The following is a 15414-nucleotide window of genomic DNA, read 5'->3' as shown; positions in this document are numbered from 1 at the left end:
AGGGAGATTTTGAGCGCTTATGAACATTACGTATGCCCGAATTGCGGGTCTCAGGCGTTTTCCGAGCAAAAGAAGCACGCTGCCGAACGCGCTGAGGACGCCGATCTCAAATGCAATGCCTGCGAGCACACGTATGCGGTGATTAATGGAATTCCTCGTTTCGTGCCAAGGGATAATTACGCCACCTCCTTCGGATACCAGTGGAATATTCATCGCCGTTCACAGCTCGATAGCCACACCGGCTTGCCAATCTCGCGGGATCGCGTTTTCGGTGTGACGAAGTGGCCTGAGCGGATGGAGGGACAGCGGGTGCTTGAGGCGGGGTCCGGCGCGGGAAGGTTTACCGAGATCCTCGTGGGAACTGGAGCGTCGGTATTTTCCTTCGACTACTCGACGGCAGTCGATGCGAATGCGGCAAACAACGGGCATGCGCCAAATCTGAACTTGTTTCAGGGCGATATTTTCAATATCCCGTTGGCAAGAGCCTCTTTCGATAAGGTTATGTGTCTGGGGGTGCTTCAGCACACACCGGATCCCGCAAAAGCTTTCGAGAGTCTTGCCGCCATGGTACGTCCGGGCGGCGAACTTGTCGTCGACGCTTATACGCGCAGTGTCATTTCGGTGCTCCAATGGAAGTACCTCTTGCGCCCCATCACAATGCGCATGAGCCCGCAAACGCTCTACAAGGTCGTGGCGACGGCCACCCCGCCATTGATTCCGGTCACAAAGCTGCTGCGCAAACTCGGGGGCCGTGCAGGCGCTCGTATCAGTCCGATCTGCGAGTATTCCCACCTGGGGCTGCCAGACGAGATCAACCGCGACTGGGCGATTCTCGATACGTTCGACATGTATTCACCCGCACACGATCATCCTCAGTCCATTGCCGATGTATCCGGCTGGTTCTCGAGCGCTGGTTTTGTCGAAATCGATGTGGGCTACGGGCCGAACGGTGTGATTGGGCGAGGGCGCAGATTGGAGGCTTGACCCTCGCGGGCAATGGCCAACGACCGGGATTAGAATCGTCTCAACTTGACGTGAGGTTCCCGAATGCCCGACACATCGCAGAACACATCACGCAACACGCATGAGGGGCACCGACACGCGAGCCACGATCATGCCGGACATGAAGGCCACAGTCATGCAGGCCACAGCCACGCCAGTGGCGTGACCGATCAGCGACGAATCGGTATCGCCTTCGTCCTGATTGCCGTCTTCATGGTCATCGAAATCGTCGGCGGCGTGCTCTCCGGATCGCTGGCGCTGCTGGCCGACGCAGGGCATATGGTGAGCGATGCGGCCGCACTGGCTTTCAGCTGGATCGCCATCCACTACGGCAAACGCCCTGCAACGTTGCAACTGACGTACGGTTACAAGCGGCTCGAAGTGCTCGCGGCCTTCGTGAACGGCTGCGCGCTTTTCGTCATTGCGGGATGGATCGTCATGGAAGCGATACGGCGCTTCGCCGCACCCGTTCCCGTCGTTGGCAAGACCATGCTGATCGTCGCGTTTGCGGGCCTGCTCGCCAACATCGCCGCCTTTATGGTCCTGCACGGCGGCAACCGCGAGAATCTGAACATGCGCGGTGCATGGCTCCATGTGTTGGGCGACATGCTCGGCTCGGCAGCGGCCATCGTGGCCGCCGTGGTCATTCTGCTTTCGGGATGGACGCCGGTGGATCCGCTGCTGTCGATCCTCGTGGCCGTCATCATCCTCAAGAGCGCGTGGGGCATCGTGAAATCGTCCGCGCATATTCTGCTCGAAGGTACCCCGGAGTCACTCAATCCCACGGACATCAAGACGGATCTCGAAGCGAGCGTCGAACAGGTGCAGGGCGTGCATCATATCCACGCATGGTCGATTACGGGCGAGCGTCACATGATCACGCTGCACGTGGTGCCCGCGCCGGGCGTGAGCGCGCGCGACGCGATGATCGCCGTGCAGCAGCGACTGGCAACACGGTTTAACGTCGAGCACGCAACGATTCAGATCGAGGACGCCGAGTGTGCCGCCGAGCATGGCGGCACGCAAGACTGCGAGGCGCAGGTCCGAGAAGTCCCTCCCACGCAGCCGCCTCACGCGTGATTACCCCCGACATCGACCGACCGGACGCCGCGTCGGGTTGATGACCGAAACCGATACCCAGGTAGGGCCGAACCGTCGGCAACTTGATGCGACCTTTGACCAACTGCCCTGCCGTCGGATAGGCGACACCCCGATAGACATAGACGTCCCGGACCGCATGCCCCACGAGATCGACGTCGAAAAAACAAATGGCCGTTTCGTTGAAGAAAACAGCCATTTGTCCCGCGACGGCGTCAAGTCCGATTCAATCGATCTTCTCTACGTCCGGCAGTCGCCATTGCTTGTCGAAGAATGGCTTCTGGGGTTCGTAGAGCCGGAACAGCAGTTCGAATTTCCCGTGCGGATCGGTGGGCACCCAATTGGCTTGCTTGCCCTGGGGCGCTTTCGGGCCGAAGTAGATGTCGACGGAGCCATCCGCGTTTTTTGCGATGCCCGTGGTCGTGGACGCAACGCTCGCTTTCGGCATGTTTCGGATCAGCGCATGCGTCTGACGATCGTACGCCGTCGCCGACCAGTATTGCGCGACCGGGGCGTTGGGGGGCACGACCAGACGGTAGGTGCTGCGCCCATCGAAATCCTTGCCGTTCTTGTCCTTGGCGACCATCAGATAGAACTGCGCGGTCCCCAGCCGTTTGATGCCCGTAAAGCCCAGTGTGTATGTCACGCCGCGCCCGTCGACGGGATATTCGTCCGGGTTCCCGTAGCCCGTGGATACGGCTCTGGCGATTTCCGGCATCGCGGCGGGAAACCATCGGTATTCCGGCACCATCCGCTCAAACCCCCGGTCGTAGCGCGCGGCCAGTTCCGCATGCGCTTGCCGTGCCGCCGCGTCGAGGATCTTCTCCGTTTTGGCATCCGGCTGATAAGGCTTTCCTTTGTGGATACCCAATGTGCCGAGATGGTCGATCATGACGCGATCGCGCTGTATCCACGGCTCCTTCTGAACCACGTCGTTCAGGGTCTTGAAAAAACTCGCGTCGTAGCGGATCGTGGCGTCGAACAGCACGTCGTAGGCATCGGTAAAGCGCGTCGGCGGCGGGGCGCTCGCCTGCGACAGCGGATAGACCTTGATGCGTTTTCCGTACTCGACCGATTTAGCGACGTCGGCATCGCTGTGGCTCGCGAGGTTCGAACGCATCAGCGTGAAGCCACCATACGTGTCGGATCGCAATGCGATGTATCCCGGCGGCGGCGTGTCCTGGTAGTCCGGCGGCAGAATCAGATACTTGCCGCCTTTGCCCTCATCCGCCCCCTGGGGGCCGGCGTCTTCCAGGGGCATTTGCCACGTGGTGACGATATTCACCGCGAGAGAACCGCCGTCCGCCGGCGGAATCTCCACGACGAGCGGCCCGGACGCCTTCGTGTTCACGAAGGTCATGAAATAAATCGAATCGGGGTTCGGCGTGAGGGTCTGGTTCTTCCAGTTCACCGGCTTCGACCAGTAGACGACCTCATTCTCCCGGGCCGACGTGCTGCGCTGCATGGCCTGCAACATCAGTTCGGTATTGACCGCGGGCATGCCCCAGATAACGGCCTCCACGGCCCGTCGCTCGACGACCGCGTCGTTATCGACCTTTGGCGCGGCGGCCAGTGCCAGGTGAGATGCGAGAAGTGAAAAGACGAACACCGCGCTTAGATTTTTTCTCATCATGGGTTCCAATGAAAACCATCTTCTACGTGAGGGAAATCCGGGTGATTCAGAGGTGCTTTTCAAGGTCTTGCGTTGATCCGGCGATGATTTGGAGATGTCGGTCGTCATGGCGCTGCCGACTGCGCAAAAGCTCGCTAGATCATTGGCGGTGAGTGGGATTTTGTCAACGTTTTTGATTTCCAGTCCGAAACGTCTGGGGGACCGGCCGGTGGCATATGTGGCCCCTTCGCCCACAGGCGGAATTTTTTCCGCACGCGATGGAATAACCCCGGTCCGTGAATCGTTATGAGAACAAGCGGGCGCGTTGAATGCGCCTTGTCTTCCCCCCAAACGAAACGGAAATGACCATGTCTGAAACACGCCTGTCTCGCCGTGAAATGCTCGCCAGTGGTTCGCTGGGCGCGGCTGCACTCGTCATGCCGAACCTGAGTTTTGCCGCAACGACCGCGTCGGGCCGCGCGTCCAACGCCGCCAATCGACGAGAGGAAGCAACGCTTCTCACGTATCTCGGTGCGTCGCCGCAGTCGCTGCCTAAGCTTCCGTACGCGCAGGATGCGCTTGAGCCCGTCATCTCTGCCCGCACCGTCGAGATTCACTACGGCAAGCACCATCAGGCTTATTTCACCAACCTGAAAAAGCTGCTGGCCGACACGCCGCTCGCCAACGCTACGCTTGAACAGCTCATCGTCAAGTCGCATGGTCGCGAGGACATGGAAGACATCTTCAACAACGCGGCGCAGGCCTGGAATCACAACTTCTACTGGAAATCGCTAAGCCCCGTGCAAACGAAACCGGACGCACGGCTCAACGATGCGATCGTCGCAAAATTCGGCTCGATCGAGGCGCTGTCGAAGCAACTGATGTCGGTGTCGGCATCGCAATTCGGCAGTGGCTGGGGATGGCTCGTCGTCGACGACCGGCGTGAACTGGCCGTCGTGAAAACGGGTAACGCCGAGACGCCGTTCACGCGTCACGGACAATTGCCGTTGCTGACCGTTGACGTATGGGAGCACGCGTACTACCTCGATTATCAGAATCGCCGTGCGGACTATCTCGCACAAACGATTGCGAAGACCTTGAACTGGACGTTCGCTTCGGAGAATTACGCGCGCATCTGAAGCGGTTGCGTGGGTGTTGCCGAATCTCGGATCGCTGGGGATTCGGCATGTCACGCCGCGCAATTGCCATGAACGGCGCGTCGCGCCATATGCATATGCGTATTTTGACTATGCGACGAGAGGGGCGCACCGCATAATCGAACGCTGTCCGTGTATTTCGACCGTCATGCAAGCGCTCTCTCTCGCACCTCCCCATCAGTTCTCTGACGTCCGGTTCGTGTTGACGGACATGGACGAAACGCTCACCTACCGGGGACGTCTGTCCGCGCCGACGTATGACGCATTGGCGCGTCTCGAAGCGGCGGGGATTCGTGTCATTCCGGTGACCGCTGCGCCTGCCGGATGGTGCGACCAGATGGCCCGAATGTGGCCCGTGGACGGGGTGATTGCGGAGAACGGCGGGTTATTCCTGCGCAGAGGACCGGACGGCCATCACGTCGAGCGGCATTTCTGGCATACGCACGATCGCCTCGATCAGATAGCGGCACAGTTGCGCGCAATCGCGCAGCGGGTGAAGGACGCCTTGCCGGAAGCGGCGCATGCCGACGACCAGATCTTTCGACTGACGAGTCTGGCCTATCGCCGCGGCGACGAGGCGTCGGATCGACGGATACTCGACGTGCTGACGCAGGCCGGGGCGAACGCCACCGTCAACAATCTTTGGGTACTGGGCTGGATAGGCGGCTACGACAAACTCTCGATGTCGTTGCGTATTCTCGACGACGTGTATGGCGTGGACGCCGATGCGGCGTCGGAATGGATCGCCTACTCGGGGGACTCGACCAACGATGCGCCGATGTTCGGCTATTTCAAACACACTGCGGGCGTCAGCACGGTCGTCGACTATCTGCCGCAATTGCCGGTGCCACCGCGCTGGGTAACGCGAGGGCCGGGTGGCACGGGTTTTGTGGAATTTGCGGATGCGATTCTTGCGTCGCGCCATCTCCACACAACGTCGAAACGGTAGTTGCGCAAGCGCCCCGACTCACTTGAACGTGCGCAGATAGGCGATCAGGTCCGCGACCTTGCGTTCGTTGCCGATTCCCCAGAAGCGCATCTTCGTGCCCGGTACGGTGTTGCCGGGATTCGCGATGAAAGCGGCGAGCGTCTTGTCGTCCCACACCAGTCCGGACTGTTTCATGGCCGCCGAGTACTCGTAGTCCTTCAGGCTGCCCGCACGGCGCGTGGACAGGCCATTGAGTTGCGGCCCGAAGCCCGAGGCCGCCATCGGCCCGACAGCGTGGCACGACGCACAGCGCGAGGCAAATAACGCCTTGCCGGCGTCGATATCGCCCGCGGCGAACGTTGGCGCGGCGGCGCCGCACAGTACCAGAGCGAGGGCGCCGGCACAGCCGCGCGCGGCGAAGGAAAACGGAAGGGCAAAAAACGCGTAAGGAGCCGTCATCTGAGCGTGTCGCACCCGAAGGTGCGCGGATCGTGCATAAATGGCGCGCGGCGGTTGTCTGGCAACGCCATGGTCAGGACAAAGCCGTCACGTGGCTAGTCCATGGCAAGCACAGCGCCGCGCCGGGGTGCGAAAGCAAGTCGCTAACTTACCCCTTTCCATGCAGGACTGCCAGTAAAGACGGCGAAAAAAAAACCGTCCTTGCGCTCAGGCAAGGACGGCCTCTCCGGATGTCGCCATCGGCCCGGCGATCGACTTATGCGCCTTTCGTCACGCTCTCCGGCAGATCGCGGCCGTGATATTTCTTGTAGATCTCGTTGAGCTTGCCGTTTTTCAGGTTCGTCCTGACCCAGTTGTTGACCCAGTCCTTCAGGCCCGGCTGATTCTTGTTCAGGGCAATGCCAAGATCGAACTCCTTCTGCGCAAACTTCAGTTCGAGGTTTTTGCCGGGGGCGCGCTTCTGCATTTCGCCCAGATTCGACGGCGTGCTCGAGAAGATATCGACCTGCCCCGTGACCATCGACGTGATCAGCGTGGCGTCGTCTTCATAGCGCACGATCTGCGCGCCTTTGGCGTTCGCGGTCGTGAGCGTGTCGTTCACGGTGGCGCGGGTGAGGCCGACGCGTTTGCCGTCCAGATCCGCATAGCTCTTGATGTTCATGCTCTTCGGTGCGCCCACGATGATCGAGATGACAGCGTAGGGGATCGAAAAGTCGACCACCTGAGCGCGTTCCGGCGTGATCGACAGGTCGGCCACCACGAGATCGGCACGGTTGGCTTGCAACGTCGGCACGCGTGCGGCGTTCGTCACCGACACGATGTCGAGCTTCACGCCCAGATCCTTCGCCAGCAGCTCGGCTGTCTCGACGTCCGAGCCGACGGGCTTCAGGTTGGCGTCGGCATACGAGTACAACGGGGTACCCATGGCGATGGCCACACGGATCTTGCCGGCCTTCTTGATATCGTCGAGCTGGTCGGCAAGCGCTGCGTGCGCCATCGCGCCAAGCACAACGGCGGCGCAGGCCTGGGTGAGGAACGTCTTGAGTTTCATGCAGTGGTCTCCTTCGGATGTTGGTTGTCCTGCCATGGGATGGACCGGCACGCCCCGCACGAGTGCGCTCGGGCGTCGTGCATCCGCCGTCGTTTCGGCGTCCTTTCGGCGTACTTTCGCCTTCCTTGCGATTTACAGCCCATTCGCGAGGAATGCGCGCAGTTCAGGCGTTTGCGGGTTGTCCAGCATCTCGCCCGGACCGACTTCCCATACCTTGCCCTGATGCATGTAGATGATCTGGTCGGCCACACGTTTGGCGAACGCCATTTCATGCGTCACGAGCAGCATCGTCATGCCGTCGGCCGCGAGATCTTCCATCACGCGCAGCACTTCGCCCGTGAGTTGCGGATCGAGTGCGGACGTCACTTCGTCGAACAACATGACCTTCGGCGACATGGCCAGCGACCGTGCAATCGCAACGCGCTGCTGCTGACCGCCGGAGAGTTGTTCCGGATAGCTATTCGCCTTGTCGGAGAGGCCCACCTGGGCGAGGACACGTTTGGCGACGTCTTCGGCTTCGCTGCGCGCCATGCGCTTGACATGGCGCAACGCCAGCATGATGTTCTCGCGCACGCTCAGATGCGGAAACAGGTTGTAGCTCTGGAAGACGATGCCGACTTCACGGCGCAGTTGATGCAGGTCGATGGACGGATCTTCGACGCGCAGTCCACACACCTCGATCGTGCCTTCGTCGATGGTCTCCAGACGGTCGATGCAACGCAAGGCGGTGCTTTTGCCTGAGCCGCTGGCGCCGATGATGGCGACCATCTGACCCCGCTCCACTTCGAACGACACGCCCTTGAGCACGGGGTTGTCGCCGAAGCGCTTATGAATTTCGCTGACCTTAACGATTGCCGACATTGAGCCTGTCCTCCAGTGATGCGCTCCAGCGCGAGAGCGGGTAGCACAGCACGAAATAAAACACCCCAACCAGCGAGAACACGAGGAAGGGCTGGAAAATCGAGTTGTTGATGATTTGTCCCGCACGGGTCAGTTCGACGAAGCCGATGACCGATGCGAGCGACGTCATCTTGATGATCTGCACCAGAAAACCGATGGTCGGCGGCAGCGACAGACGCACCGCCTGCGGAATGATCACCAGACGCAGCGTTTGCCAGCGCGAGAACGACAGGCACTCCGCCGCTTCCCACTGCGCACGCGGCATGGCCTCCACGCACCCGCGCCAGATGTCGCCGAGATATGCACTCGTGTAGACCATCAGGGCGAGGGCTGCCGCCACGATCGAAGGCAGCTCGAAGCCGTACACCGACAGACCGAAGTAGACGATGAACAGCAGAATGAGCAGCGGAATGCCCTGAATCGCTTCGATGAAGATCTGAGTGGGCAGGCGCAGCCAGCGCCGCGGCGAAATGCGCCCGAGCATGACCACGAAGCCACCGGCCATGCCGAGCACGAAGGCCAGGGCGGAGAGCACCAGCGTCCAGCCGATCGACTGGACCATGTAGCCCAGATACGTGAGCGAAAAATTGCCGATCATGACGCGCTCCGTTGCGTGGCGTTGCCGGTCGACGCGCCGGGGGCGTTCGGATGACCGGCACGCACAGCGGCGGCACGGCGGCGCGCAGCTTGCGCCGTGAGCGCAGCAGCGCGGCGTACGGTACGGCGGCGCTTGAAGAAGTACTCGCCGGCCGCCCAGGCCACGAGCTTCACGAGCAGCGAGAGCGCCAGGTACAGGGCTGCGACGACGATGTAAGTCTCTAGCGAGCGGAAAGTGTCCGACTGCACGGTGTTGGCGACTGCGGTGAGTTCTTCTGCCGAGATCTGCGACGCGATGGCCGAGGCCTGCATCATCAGAATGAACTGCGTGGTGAGCGACGGGTACACCTTCTCGATGGAGGGTTGCAGCATCACGTGCCACGCGATGCGCCATTTCGAGAGGCCGAGACATTCGGCCGCCTCGATCTGACCGCGCGGCACCGATTCGAGGCCCGCGCGAATGATCTCTGCCGCGTACGCGCCGATGTTGATGACCATGGCGAGCACGGCCGCCGTAAACGTCGGCAAATGCACCCCCATGCTGGCAAGACCGAAGTACAGCAGGAAGATCTGAACGAGGAACGGCGTGTTGCGTACCGATTCGATATAGATGGCGCAAAGACGCGACAGCAGGCGATGACGGCTACGTTTGGCGAATGCCACCAGCGTGCCGAGTACCGTACCGATGACGACAGCGAAGACGGTCATCTTCAGTGTGAGCCATGCGCCTTCAAGGAAAACCGGCCAATAAGGCACCAGTGGGGCAAAGTTCAACGAGAAATGCATGGCAAACGCCTGTCTCCGGTGACGTTTGGGGCCGACGCGCCAGACAGCAGCCTTTGCGGTGACGAGACCCGTGGCTACGTTGGTGAGTCTTTCTTGTACGTCGTCATATAAGTGATGTGATTTTGCGCACCGGCCATTGGGGTTGTCAATAGCTGGTCGTTGGGGGGATACCCTTGGCTATGGCCTTGATAACACAAGGGTTAAAGCGCGTTTGCCGGCGTACTGGAGGTGTGCCGCATCGGGTGAGCCGCCCTCAACGTCGGGTTGATGGCGGGGCGCGGCAGACCCTTGTCATCGTATCTCTTGAGCTTTCAGATGTGGATGCCGTGACGCGTGGCGTGACAATGACGGCAGCAGGGACGCGGCGTCCAAACTCCGTGCCAAGCGGTGCGGCGGCCCTATAATTTCCGCTTGCCGACGGGGGCCGATCACGCCGTGATCGTACCGACTTGCTTCAATACAAGACGACAAAAGATGACGCTCTCTGCGACCGCTCTCGACGAACTCGACCGTAACCTGCTGGCCTTGTTGCGGGTGAACGCCCGTGAGAGCACTGCGAATCTCGCACGGCGACTGGGCGTGGCGCGCACCACCGTAGTTGCGCGTATTGGCCGGTTGGAGCAAGCCGGTGTCATCGCCGGCTACACGGTCCGCCTCGGGCAGGACGCCGCCGGCGGCGGGTTGCAGGCCTGCGTGGGAATCAGTGTGCAACCGCGCTCGGGGCGCGACGTGCTGCGTCGCCTGAACAAGATGCCGGAGATCCATTTGCTGTGCTCCGTGAGCGGCGAGTTCGACTATGTGGCGTGGCTGCACGCGGCGTCGGCGGATCAACTCGACGCACTGCTCGACGTCATCGGCGAAATCGACGGCGTGACGCGCACCACGACGTCAGTCGTACTCGCGCGCAAGATCGACCGGGGTGGCGTGCTTCCCTAATTCCTCGCTAAGCCTGGGCGGTTATGGTGTCGGCCGTGACCGCTCGTGACGTTTAGCCGCCGCGTCCGCTGACTTGGCGTCGACCGGGTCAGGACGCGGTCAGGCGCCCGGGTAATTTTCCGTAACCGGCGCCTAAGAATGCCCTCACAGCCCCGCCAGCACTCGCGCCACCCGTATCACTTCCCAAATTTCCCCGTCATCTCTTGACTCGGCAGGTTTGTCGGCCCTCGGCGTTAGTGCTAAACTTATTGAGAATTGTTTGCATTAACTTCTCGACATAAATTTGGAGTGTGTATGCGCGTGAAATCCCTCGTGGCAGCGATGTTGCTCGCCGGTGCGGCCACCATGGCTCAGGCCGCCGAGTTTCCGATTGGCAAACCGCTGGAGGCGGGGGGCATGGAAATCAACACCGTGTACCTCCAGCCGATCACGATGGAACCGGTCGGCATGATGCGCGAGGCCGCCAAATCGGACATGCATCTGGAAGCCGACATTCACGCGCTCAAGAACAACCCGAACGGCTACGCCGAAGGCGATTGGGTGCCGGGTCTTGAAATCACCTACAAGCTTCAGAAGATGAAAGACGGCAAGCCGGACGGCGCCCCCGTGCAAGGTCTGATGATGCCGATGGTGGCCAGCGACGGCCCGCACTACGGCGACAACGTGAAGCTCAACGGGGTTGGCAAGTATCAACTGACGATGGTCGTCAACGCGCCGGGAACGCTCAAGGAGTTCGGCTGCGTGGTGGACAAGAATGCGAAGCCGATGGCCGGTGGCCACATGGATCACGGCGGCGCCGGTCCGTGGTGCTTCGGTCGACACATCGACAAGGAAACCGGCGTGGGTCCGTGGTTCAAGCCCATCACCAAGGTCGTCGACTTCACGTTCTCGGGTATCGGCAAGAAGGGCGGCTACTGAGCCGGGGTAATCTGATGCAGCGTTGGTCTGTCGACCAGCGCTGTTTTCGTTTGGAGCAGAAGGATGAATCAGCGCATCGCGCGCCTGCTGGCCACGATGACGGCCGTGGTGGTGACCTTGTTCGCACTGGGCGGCGCATCGCTTGCCCGTGCCGATGACTTGCCCACCTTCAGGCTGGAAATGAATAACGGCAAGCTCAACCCGGCGCGTATCGAAGTGCCGGCCGGCAAGCGCATCAAGATCGAGGTGCACAACACCGGAACGAATGCCGTCGAGTTCGAAAGCCTGCAACTGCGCAAGGAAAAGGTGCTGGCGCCGGGCGCGCAGTCGTTTGTGGTGATCGCACCGCTGCAACCGGGCGAGTACAAGTTTTTCGATGACTTCCACCAGCAGGCGCAGGGCGTCATCGTCGCCAAGTAAGCCGGTCGAGGTTCGAGTCGTTCCAGGCACACCGCAGCACACGTAACGCAGCACAAGTAATACAAAGGAATCACACGATGGGTCAGGTCATGTTCATCGTCTGGCGCGAAAGCGTCGAGGCATTGCTGGTCGTCGGCATTCTCCATGCCTGGCTGGCCAATCCGGATCACGGCGCCAAACGCGGTCTGCCATACCTGTGGGCCGGTGTCGCGCTCGGCATTGCGGCGGCCATCGCGCTTGGCGCAGCGCTCGTGGGCTTTACCGAAGTGCTCTCCGGTGACGCGCAGGATTACTTTCAGACCGCGATGGTGCTCGTTGCCAGCGTGTTGATCGTGCAGATGGTGTTCTGGATGAAGCGCAATGGGCGAACGCTCAAGCGCGACATGGAATCGTCCTTGCAGAAGAATCACGATCAGGGCACCTGGTGGGGCGTGCTGGTGCTGGTCGCACTGGCGATTGCCCGCGAAGGCAGCGAGACTGCGATCTTCCTCTATGGCCTGGGCTTCGGGCAGGGCGGCAGCGTACCGATGTCGATGTGGCTGGCCGTGGCGATCGGGTTCGTGCTCGCGCTCGTCACCTTCTGGCTGCTGCAGCTTGGAGGGAAGATCTTCTCGTGGCGTCTGTTCTTCCGCGTCACCGAAATCATGTTGCTGTTCCTTGCGGCCGGGTTGCTGGAGTCAGGGCTGGATCGCCTGATCTCGCTGGAGCTTGTGCCGACACTGGTCGACCAACTGTGGGATACTTCCGCGATTCTCGATGACGCCAGCCCGTTCGGCAGCCTCGTGGCTACACTGACTGGCTACCGCGCGCATCCGTCCGGCATGAATCTGCTCGTGTACGTGGCTTACTGGCTGTTCATGTGGGCGCTGCTCAAGCGGGCAGGCACGCCGGCCAAGCAAGTGAAACCTGCCTGAAGGCAGCACGGAAGCCAGGAGGCACAGAAGGGCGGAAGCCCGCGCAGCAACGCAACCTGAGTGGCGCCCGGCAATGTTTCCGCCCGGCGCCGCCGAGACGGATCGACCGGACACGCGGCATACGAGATCCGGCGGCACGCGCAGATCGTCCCCCGACGTCGTACCCCGCAGCATCACGCAAAATCGACGCACCACCGAAGCAACACCGACGCACCACCGACGCAAGAATTGAGCATGAGCATCGCCATCACCGTCCCGAACCGACTGGCCCGACTGGGCCTCTGGATGCAACGCCACGGCAAACTGATCCGCGGCGTGCAGTGGGCCATCGTGCTGGTGTACGCGTTCCTCATCTGCGTGCCGGTGGTCATGCCGTTGCCGGACGAAACGGCGCACATCCTCAATAACCTCACCGTCTTCGCGCAGTTCACCTTCTGGGGCATCTGGTGGCCGTTCGTGCTCATCAGCATGGTGCTCATGGGGCGCGTGTGGTGCGGCGTGCTCTGTCCGGAAGGCACGCTTTCCGAGTTCGCCAGCCGCCACGGCAAGGGCCGCGCCATTCCGCGCTGGATGCGCTGGGGCGGCTGGCCGTTCGTGGCCTTCGCCGGCACCACGCTGTACGGTCAGATGGTCAGCGTCTACCAATACCCGAAGGCGGTGCTGCTCGTGCTGGGCGGCTCGACCATCGGTGCAATGGTCATCGGCTACTTCTACGGACGCGACAAGCGCGTGTGGTGCAAGTATCTGTGCCCGGTCAATGGCGTGTTCTCGCTGCTCGCGCGCCTCGCACCGTTCCATTTCAAGGTCAACGAAGACGCCTGGCGCCAGTCGTACAACACCAAGGGTCACAAGATCATCCCGATCAATTGTGCGCCGCTCGTGCCGCTGCGCAATATGAAGGGCGGCGCGCAGTGTCACATGTGCGGTCGCTGCGCCGGGCATCGGGACGCCATTTCGCTCACCGGCCGCTCGCCCAGCGAAGAGATCGTGAAGTACGGTGCGACCGAGAACAACAGCCTGTGGGACAGCGTGCTGGTGAACTTCGGTCTGCTCGGCGTGGCCATCGGCGCCTTCCACTGGACGGTCAATCCGTGGTTCGTTGCGACCAAGACGGCGCTGGCGACCTGGCTGATCGACCGCGACATCATGTGGCCGTTCGAGACGAACGCGCCGTGGTTCATCTTCACCAATTACCCCGAACAGAGCGACGTGTTCACCTGGCTCGACGGCGCCATGGTCGTGACGTACATCCTCGGCAACGGACTCGTGCTGGGGCTGGCCTTCAGCCTCATTTTCGCGTTGGCGAACCGGGCGATGGGCCCGTGGCAGACCTCGCGGTTCAATCATCTCGTGCAGTCGCTCATTCCGATTGCCGGCGCCGGCGTGTTCATTGGCCTGTCGGCCACGACGGTCAGCCTGCTGCGCGCGGAGCATCTGCCCATCTACTGGGCAAACGACGTGCGCGCCGCAATCCTCGCCGTGACCACGCTGTGGAGTCTTTGGCTGGGCTGGCGCGTTACGGGGCGTCACGCGACGTCGCTGGTGCGGCGTTTTGCCGGAATGGCCGGGATTGTGGCGGCGCTCGCGCTCGTGAACTGGCTCTGGTTGCTGATGTTCTGGATCTGGTAACGCCATCCGCGCTGGGCGCGCCGATTGGCGGGCGCAAGACGTGTGGCCTACAATGTCGGCACGAATCCTTCGGCACGTCTTCCGCGCTTCTTCTTCGTGACGCCCATGTTGCTCGCTCAACGTCTTCCGCTCTACTTCCGCCTCGTTCGTCTGGACAAGCCGATCGGCACCGTGCTGTTGCTCTGGCCGACGCTCTCGGCGCTGTGGATTGCATCGAGCGGACGCCCCGACCCGCTGCTGGTCGTGATCTTCACGCTCGGCACTTTTCTGATGCGCTCGGCGGGTTGCGCCATCAACGACTATGCCGACCGCGACTTCGACAAGTTCGTCAAGCGCACGAAGGAGCGTCCGATTACCTCGGGACGCATCCGCGCCTGGGAAGCGCTCGCCGTTGCCGCCACGCTTGCCATCGTCAGCTTTCTGTTGATTCTGCCGCTCAATGGCCTGACCAAGTGGTTGTCGATTCCGGCGCTGTTCGTCGCCGGTACGTATCCCTTCACCAAGCGCTTCTTCGCATTGCCGCAGGCCTATCTGGGCGTGGCGTTCGGCTTCGGCATTCCGATGGCGTTCGCCGCCGTGCAGGATCAGGTGCCGGCGATCGCGTGGGTGTTACTGCTCTCGAACGTGTTCTGGTCGCTGGCTTACGATACCGAGTACGCAATGGTCGATCGCGACGACGACCTGAAGATCGGCATCAAGACGTCTGCCATCACATTCGGGCGATTCGACGTGGCGGCGGTCATGCTGTGCTACGTCGGCGCGCTCGGCATTCAGGCGCTGGTCGGCGCCTACCTCGGCTTCGGCTGGCCGTTCTGGCTCGGCATGGCGGTCGCGGTGAGCTTCGCCATCTATCACTACTTCCTGATTCGCGGCCGTGAGCGCATGCCTTGCTTCGCGGCGTTCCGTCACAACAACTGGCTGGGCGCCGCCGTGTTCGCGGGCATCGCGGGACATTATCTGCTGACGGCGTAAGCGAGCGCGGCATCCACGAAACGGCAAAAGGCGGC

The 15414-nt window shown here is 61.5% G+C and carries 16 protein-coding genes; 10 read left to right on the top strand and 6 right to left on the bottom strand.

The window, feature by feature from the left end; translation table 11 throughout:
• The first annotated feature begins 9 nt into the window (after nt 1-9).
• On the top strand, nt 10-984 hold the full coding sequence (locus PCA31118_RS11205; RefSeq protein WP_150625315.1) for a class I SAM-dependent methyltransferase: 975 nt from the start codon (nt 10-12) through the stop codon (nt 982-984).
• A gap of 63 nt (nt 985-1047) precedes the next feature.
• Complete coding sequence (locus PCA31118_RS11200; RefSeq protein WP_150625314.1) at nt 1048-2082, top strand: cation diffusion facilitator family transporter; 1035 nt, start codon at nt 1048-1050, stop codon at nt 2080-2082.
• A gap of 244 nt (nt 2083-2326) precedes the next feature.
• Here the strand turns inward: PCA31118_RS11200 and PCA31118_RS11195 are convergent, their stop codons facing one another.
• Nucleotides 2327-4093: a DUF1254 domain-containing protein gene (locus tag PCA31118_RS11195; protein ID WP_217431263.1), complete on the bottom strand. Its 1767-nt coding sequence runs from the start codon at nt 4091-4093 to the stop codon at nt 2327-2329.
• A 167-nt stretch (nt 4094-4260) separates the two neighbouring features.
• Between PCA31118_RS11195 and PCA31118_RS11190 the strand changes: the two genes are divergently transcribed.
• A complete protein-coding gene (locus PCA31118_RS11190) occupies nt 4261-4851 on the top strand; it encodes a superoxide dismutase (protein WP_246190212.1) in 591 nt (196 codons plus the stop codon).
• A gap of 166 nt (nt 4852-5017) precedes the next feature.
• Complete coding sequence (locus PCA31118_RS11185) at nt 5018-5818, top strand: HAD-IIB family hydrolase (protein ID WP_150625312.1); 801 nt, start codon at nt 5018-5020, stop codon at nt 5816-5818.
• An 18-nt stretch (nt 5819-5836) separates the two neighbouring features.
• Here the strand turns inward: PCA31118_RS11185 and PCA31118_RS11180 are convergent, their stop codons facing one another.
• The 5 genes from PCA31118_RS11180 to PCA31118_RS11160 form a co-directional block, all read right to left on the bottom strand.
• Nucleotides 5837-6256, bottom strand: a complete 420-nt coding sequence (locus PCA31118_RS11180; protein WP_150625311.1) for a c-type cytochrome — start codon at nt 6254-6256, stop codon at nt 5837-5839.
• Nucleotides 6257-6512: 256 nt separating this feature from the next.
• Nucleotides 6513-7307 carry a transporter substrate-binding domain-containing protein gene (locus tag PCA31118_RS11175; RefSeq protein ID WP_150625310.1) on the bottom strand — a complete coding sequence of 265 codons (795 nt, stop codon included), beginning with the start codon at nt 7305-7307 and terminating at the stop codon, nt 6513-6515.
• 132 nt (nt 7308-7439) lie between these two features.
• Nucleotides 7440-8168, bottom strand: a complete 729-nt coding sequence (locus PCA31118_RS11170; RefSeq protein WP_150625309.1) for an amino acid ABC transporter ATP-binding protein — start codon at nt 8166-8168, stop codon at nt 7440-7442.
• Nucleotides 8152-8805, bottom strand: coding sequence for an amino acid ABC transporter permease (locus PCA31118_RS11165; protein WP_150625308.1), 654 nt, complete (start codon nt 8803-8805; stop codon nt 8152-8154). Before PCA31118_RS11165 ends, PCA31118_RS11170 begins: the two co-directional genes overlap by 17 nt.
• Nucleotides 8802-9590, bottom strand: a complete 789-nt coding sequence (locus tag PCA31118_RS11160) for an amino acid ABC transporter permease (RefSeq protein ID WP_150625307.1) — start codon at nt 9588-9590, stop codon at nt 8802-8804. Before PCA31118_RS11160 ends, PCA31118_RS11165 begins: the two co-directional genes overlap by 4 nt.
• A 474-nt stretch (nt 9591-10064) precedes the next feature.
• Here PCA31118_RS11160 and PCA31118_RS11155 point away from each other — a divergent pair, with 474 nt between their 5' ends.
• The 6 genes from PCA31118_RS11155 to ubiA all read left to right on the top strand — a co-directional run bounded on the left by PCA31118_RS11155 (nt 10065) and on the right by ubiA (nt 15379).
• A complete protein-coding gene (locus tag PCA31118_RS11155) occupies nt 10065-10526 on the top strand; it encodes an Lrp/AsnC family transcriptional regulator (protein WP_150625306.1) in 462 nt (153 codons plus the stop codon).
• 321 nt (nt 10527-10847) lie between these two features.
• On the top strand, nt 10848-11444 hold the full coding sequence (locus PCA31118_RS11150; RefSeq protein ID WP_174990454.1) for an iron transporter: 597 nt from the start codon (nt 10848-10850) through the stop codon (nt 11442-11444).
• 96 nt (nt 11445-11540) lie between these two features.
• On the top strand, nt 11541-11864 hold the full coding sequence (locus tag PCA31118_RS11145) for a cupredoxin domain-containing protein (protein ID WP_044458456.1): 324 nt from the start codon (nt 11541-11543) through the stop codon (nt 11862-11864).
• Nucleotides 11865-11941: 77 nt separating this feature from the next.
• Nucleotides 11942-12778 (top strand): FTR1 family iron permease, encoded by an 837-nt coding sequence (locus PCA31118_RS11140; protein WP_150625304.1) that lies wholly within the window; start codon nt 11942-11944, stop codon nt 12776-12778.
• Between the two features lie 234 nt (nt 12779-13012).
• Nucleotides 13013-14407, top strand: coding sequence for a 4Fe-4S binding protein (locus tag PCA31118_RS11135; RefSeq protein ID WP_174990431.1), 1395 nt, complete (start codon nt 13013-13015; stop codon nt 14405-14407).
• A 105-nt stretch (nt 14408-14512) separates the two neighbouring features.
• The gene (gene ubiA / locus PCA31118_RS11130; protein WP_150625658.1) at nt 14513-15379 is read left to right on the top strand and encodes a 4-hydroxybenzoate octaprenyltransferase; all 867 of its coding nucleotides are present in this window, start codon (nt 14513-14515) and stop codon (nt 15377-15379) included.
• The last annotated feature ends 35 nt before the right edge of the window (nt 15380-15414 follow it).

Source organism: Pandoraea captiosa, assembly GCF_902459775.1.
Lineage (GTDB): Bacteria > Pseudomonadota > Gammaproteobacteria > Burkholderiales > Burkholderiaceae > Pandoraea > Pandoraea captiosa.
This window is presented reverse-complemented; position numbering and strand designations above follow the sequence as displayed.

What these genes read in the sequence shown, in the direction of transcription:
- PCA31118_RS11135 (WP_174990431.1), top strand. Translation starts at nt 13,013, where the DNA reads ATGAGCATCGCCATCACCGTCCCGAACCGACTGGCCCGACTGGGCCTC.
- PCA31118_RS11140 (WP_150625304.1), top strand. Translation starts at nt 11,942, where the DNA reads ATGGGTCAGGTCATGTTCATCGTCTGGCGCGAAAGCGTCGAGGCATTG.
- PCA31118_RS11200 (WP_150625314.1), top strand. Translation starts at nt 1,048, where the DNA reads ATGCCCGACACATCGCAGAACACATCACGCAACACGCATGAGGGGCAC.
- PCA31118_RS11170 (WP_150625309.1), bottom strand. Translation starts at nt 8,168, where the DNA reads ATGTCGGCAATCGTTAAGGTCAGCGAAATTCATAAGCGCTTCGGCGAC.
- PCA31118_RS11160 (WP_150625307.1), bottom strand. Translation starts at nt 9,590, where the DNA reads ATGCATTTCTCGTTGAACTTTGCCCCACTGGTGCCTTATTGGCCGGTT.
- PCA31118_RS11145 (WP_044458456.1), top strand. Translation starts at nt 11,541, where the DNA reads ATGACGGCCGTGGTGGTGACCTTGTTCGCACTGGGCGGCGCATCGCTT.
- PCA31118_RS11165 (WP_150625308.1), bottom strand. Translation starts at nt 8,805, where the DNA reads ATGATCGGCAATTTTTCGCTCACGTATCTGGGCTACATGGTCCAGTCG.
- PCA31118_RS11175 (WP_150625310.1), bottom strand. Translation starts at nt 7,307, where the DNA reads ATGAAACTCAAGACGTTCCTCACCCAGGCCTGCGCCGCCGTTGTGCTT.
- PCA31118_RS11150 (WP_174990454.1), top strand. Translation starts at nt 10,848, where the DNA reads ATGTTGCTCGCCGGTGCGGCCACCATGGCTCAGGCCGCCGAGTTTCCG.
- PCA31118_RS11185 (WP_150625312.1), top strand. Translation starts at nt 5,018, where the DNA reads ATGCAAGCGCTCTCTCTCGCACCTCCCCATCAGTTCTCTGACGTCCGG.
- PCA31118_RS11155 (WP_150625306.1), top strand. Translation starts at nt 10,065, where the DNA reads ATGACGCTCTCTGCGACCGCTCTCGACGAACTCGACCGTAACCTGCTG.
- ubiA (WP_150625658.1), top strand. Translation starts at nt 14,513, where the DNA reads ATGTTGCTCGCTCAACGTCTTCCGCTCTACTTCCGCCTCGTTCGTCTG.
- PCA31118_RS11180 (WP_150625311.1), bottom strand. Translation starts at nt 6,256, where the DNA reads ATGACGGCTCCTTACGCGTTTTTTGCCCTTCCGTTTTCCTTCGCCGCG.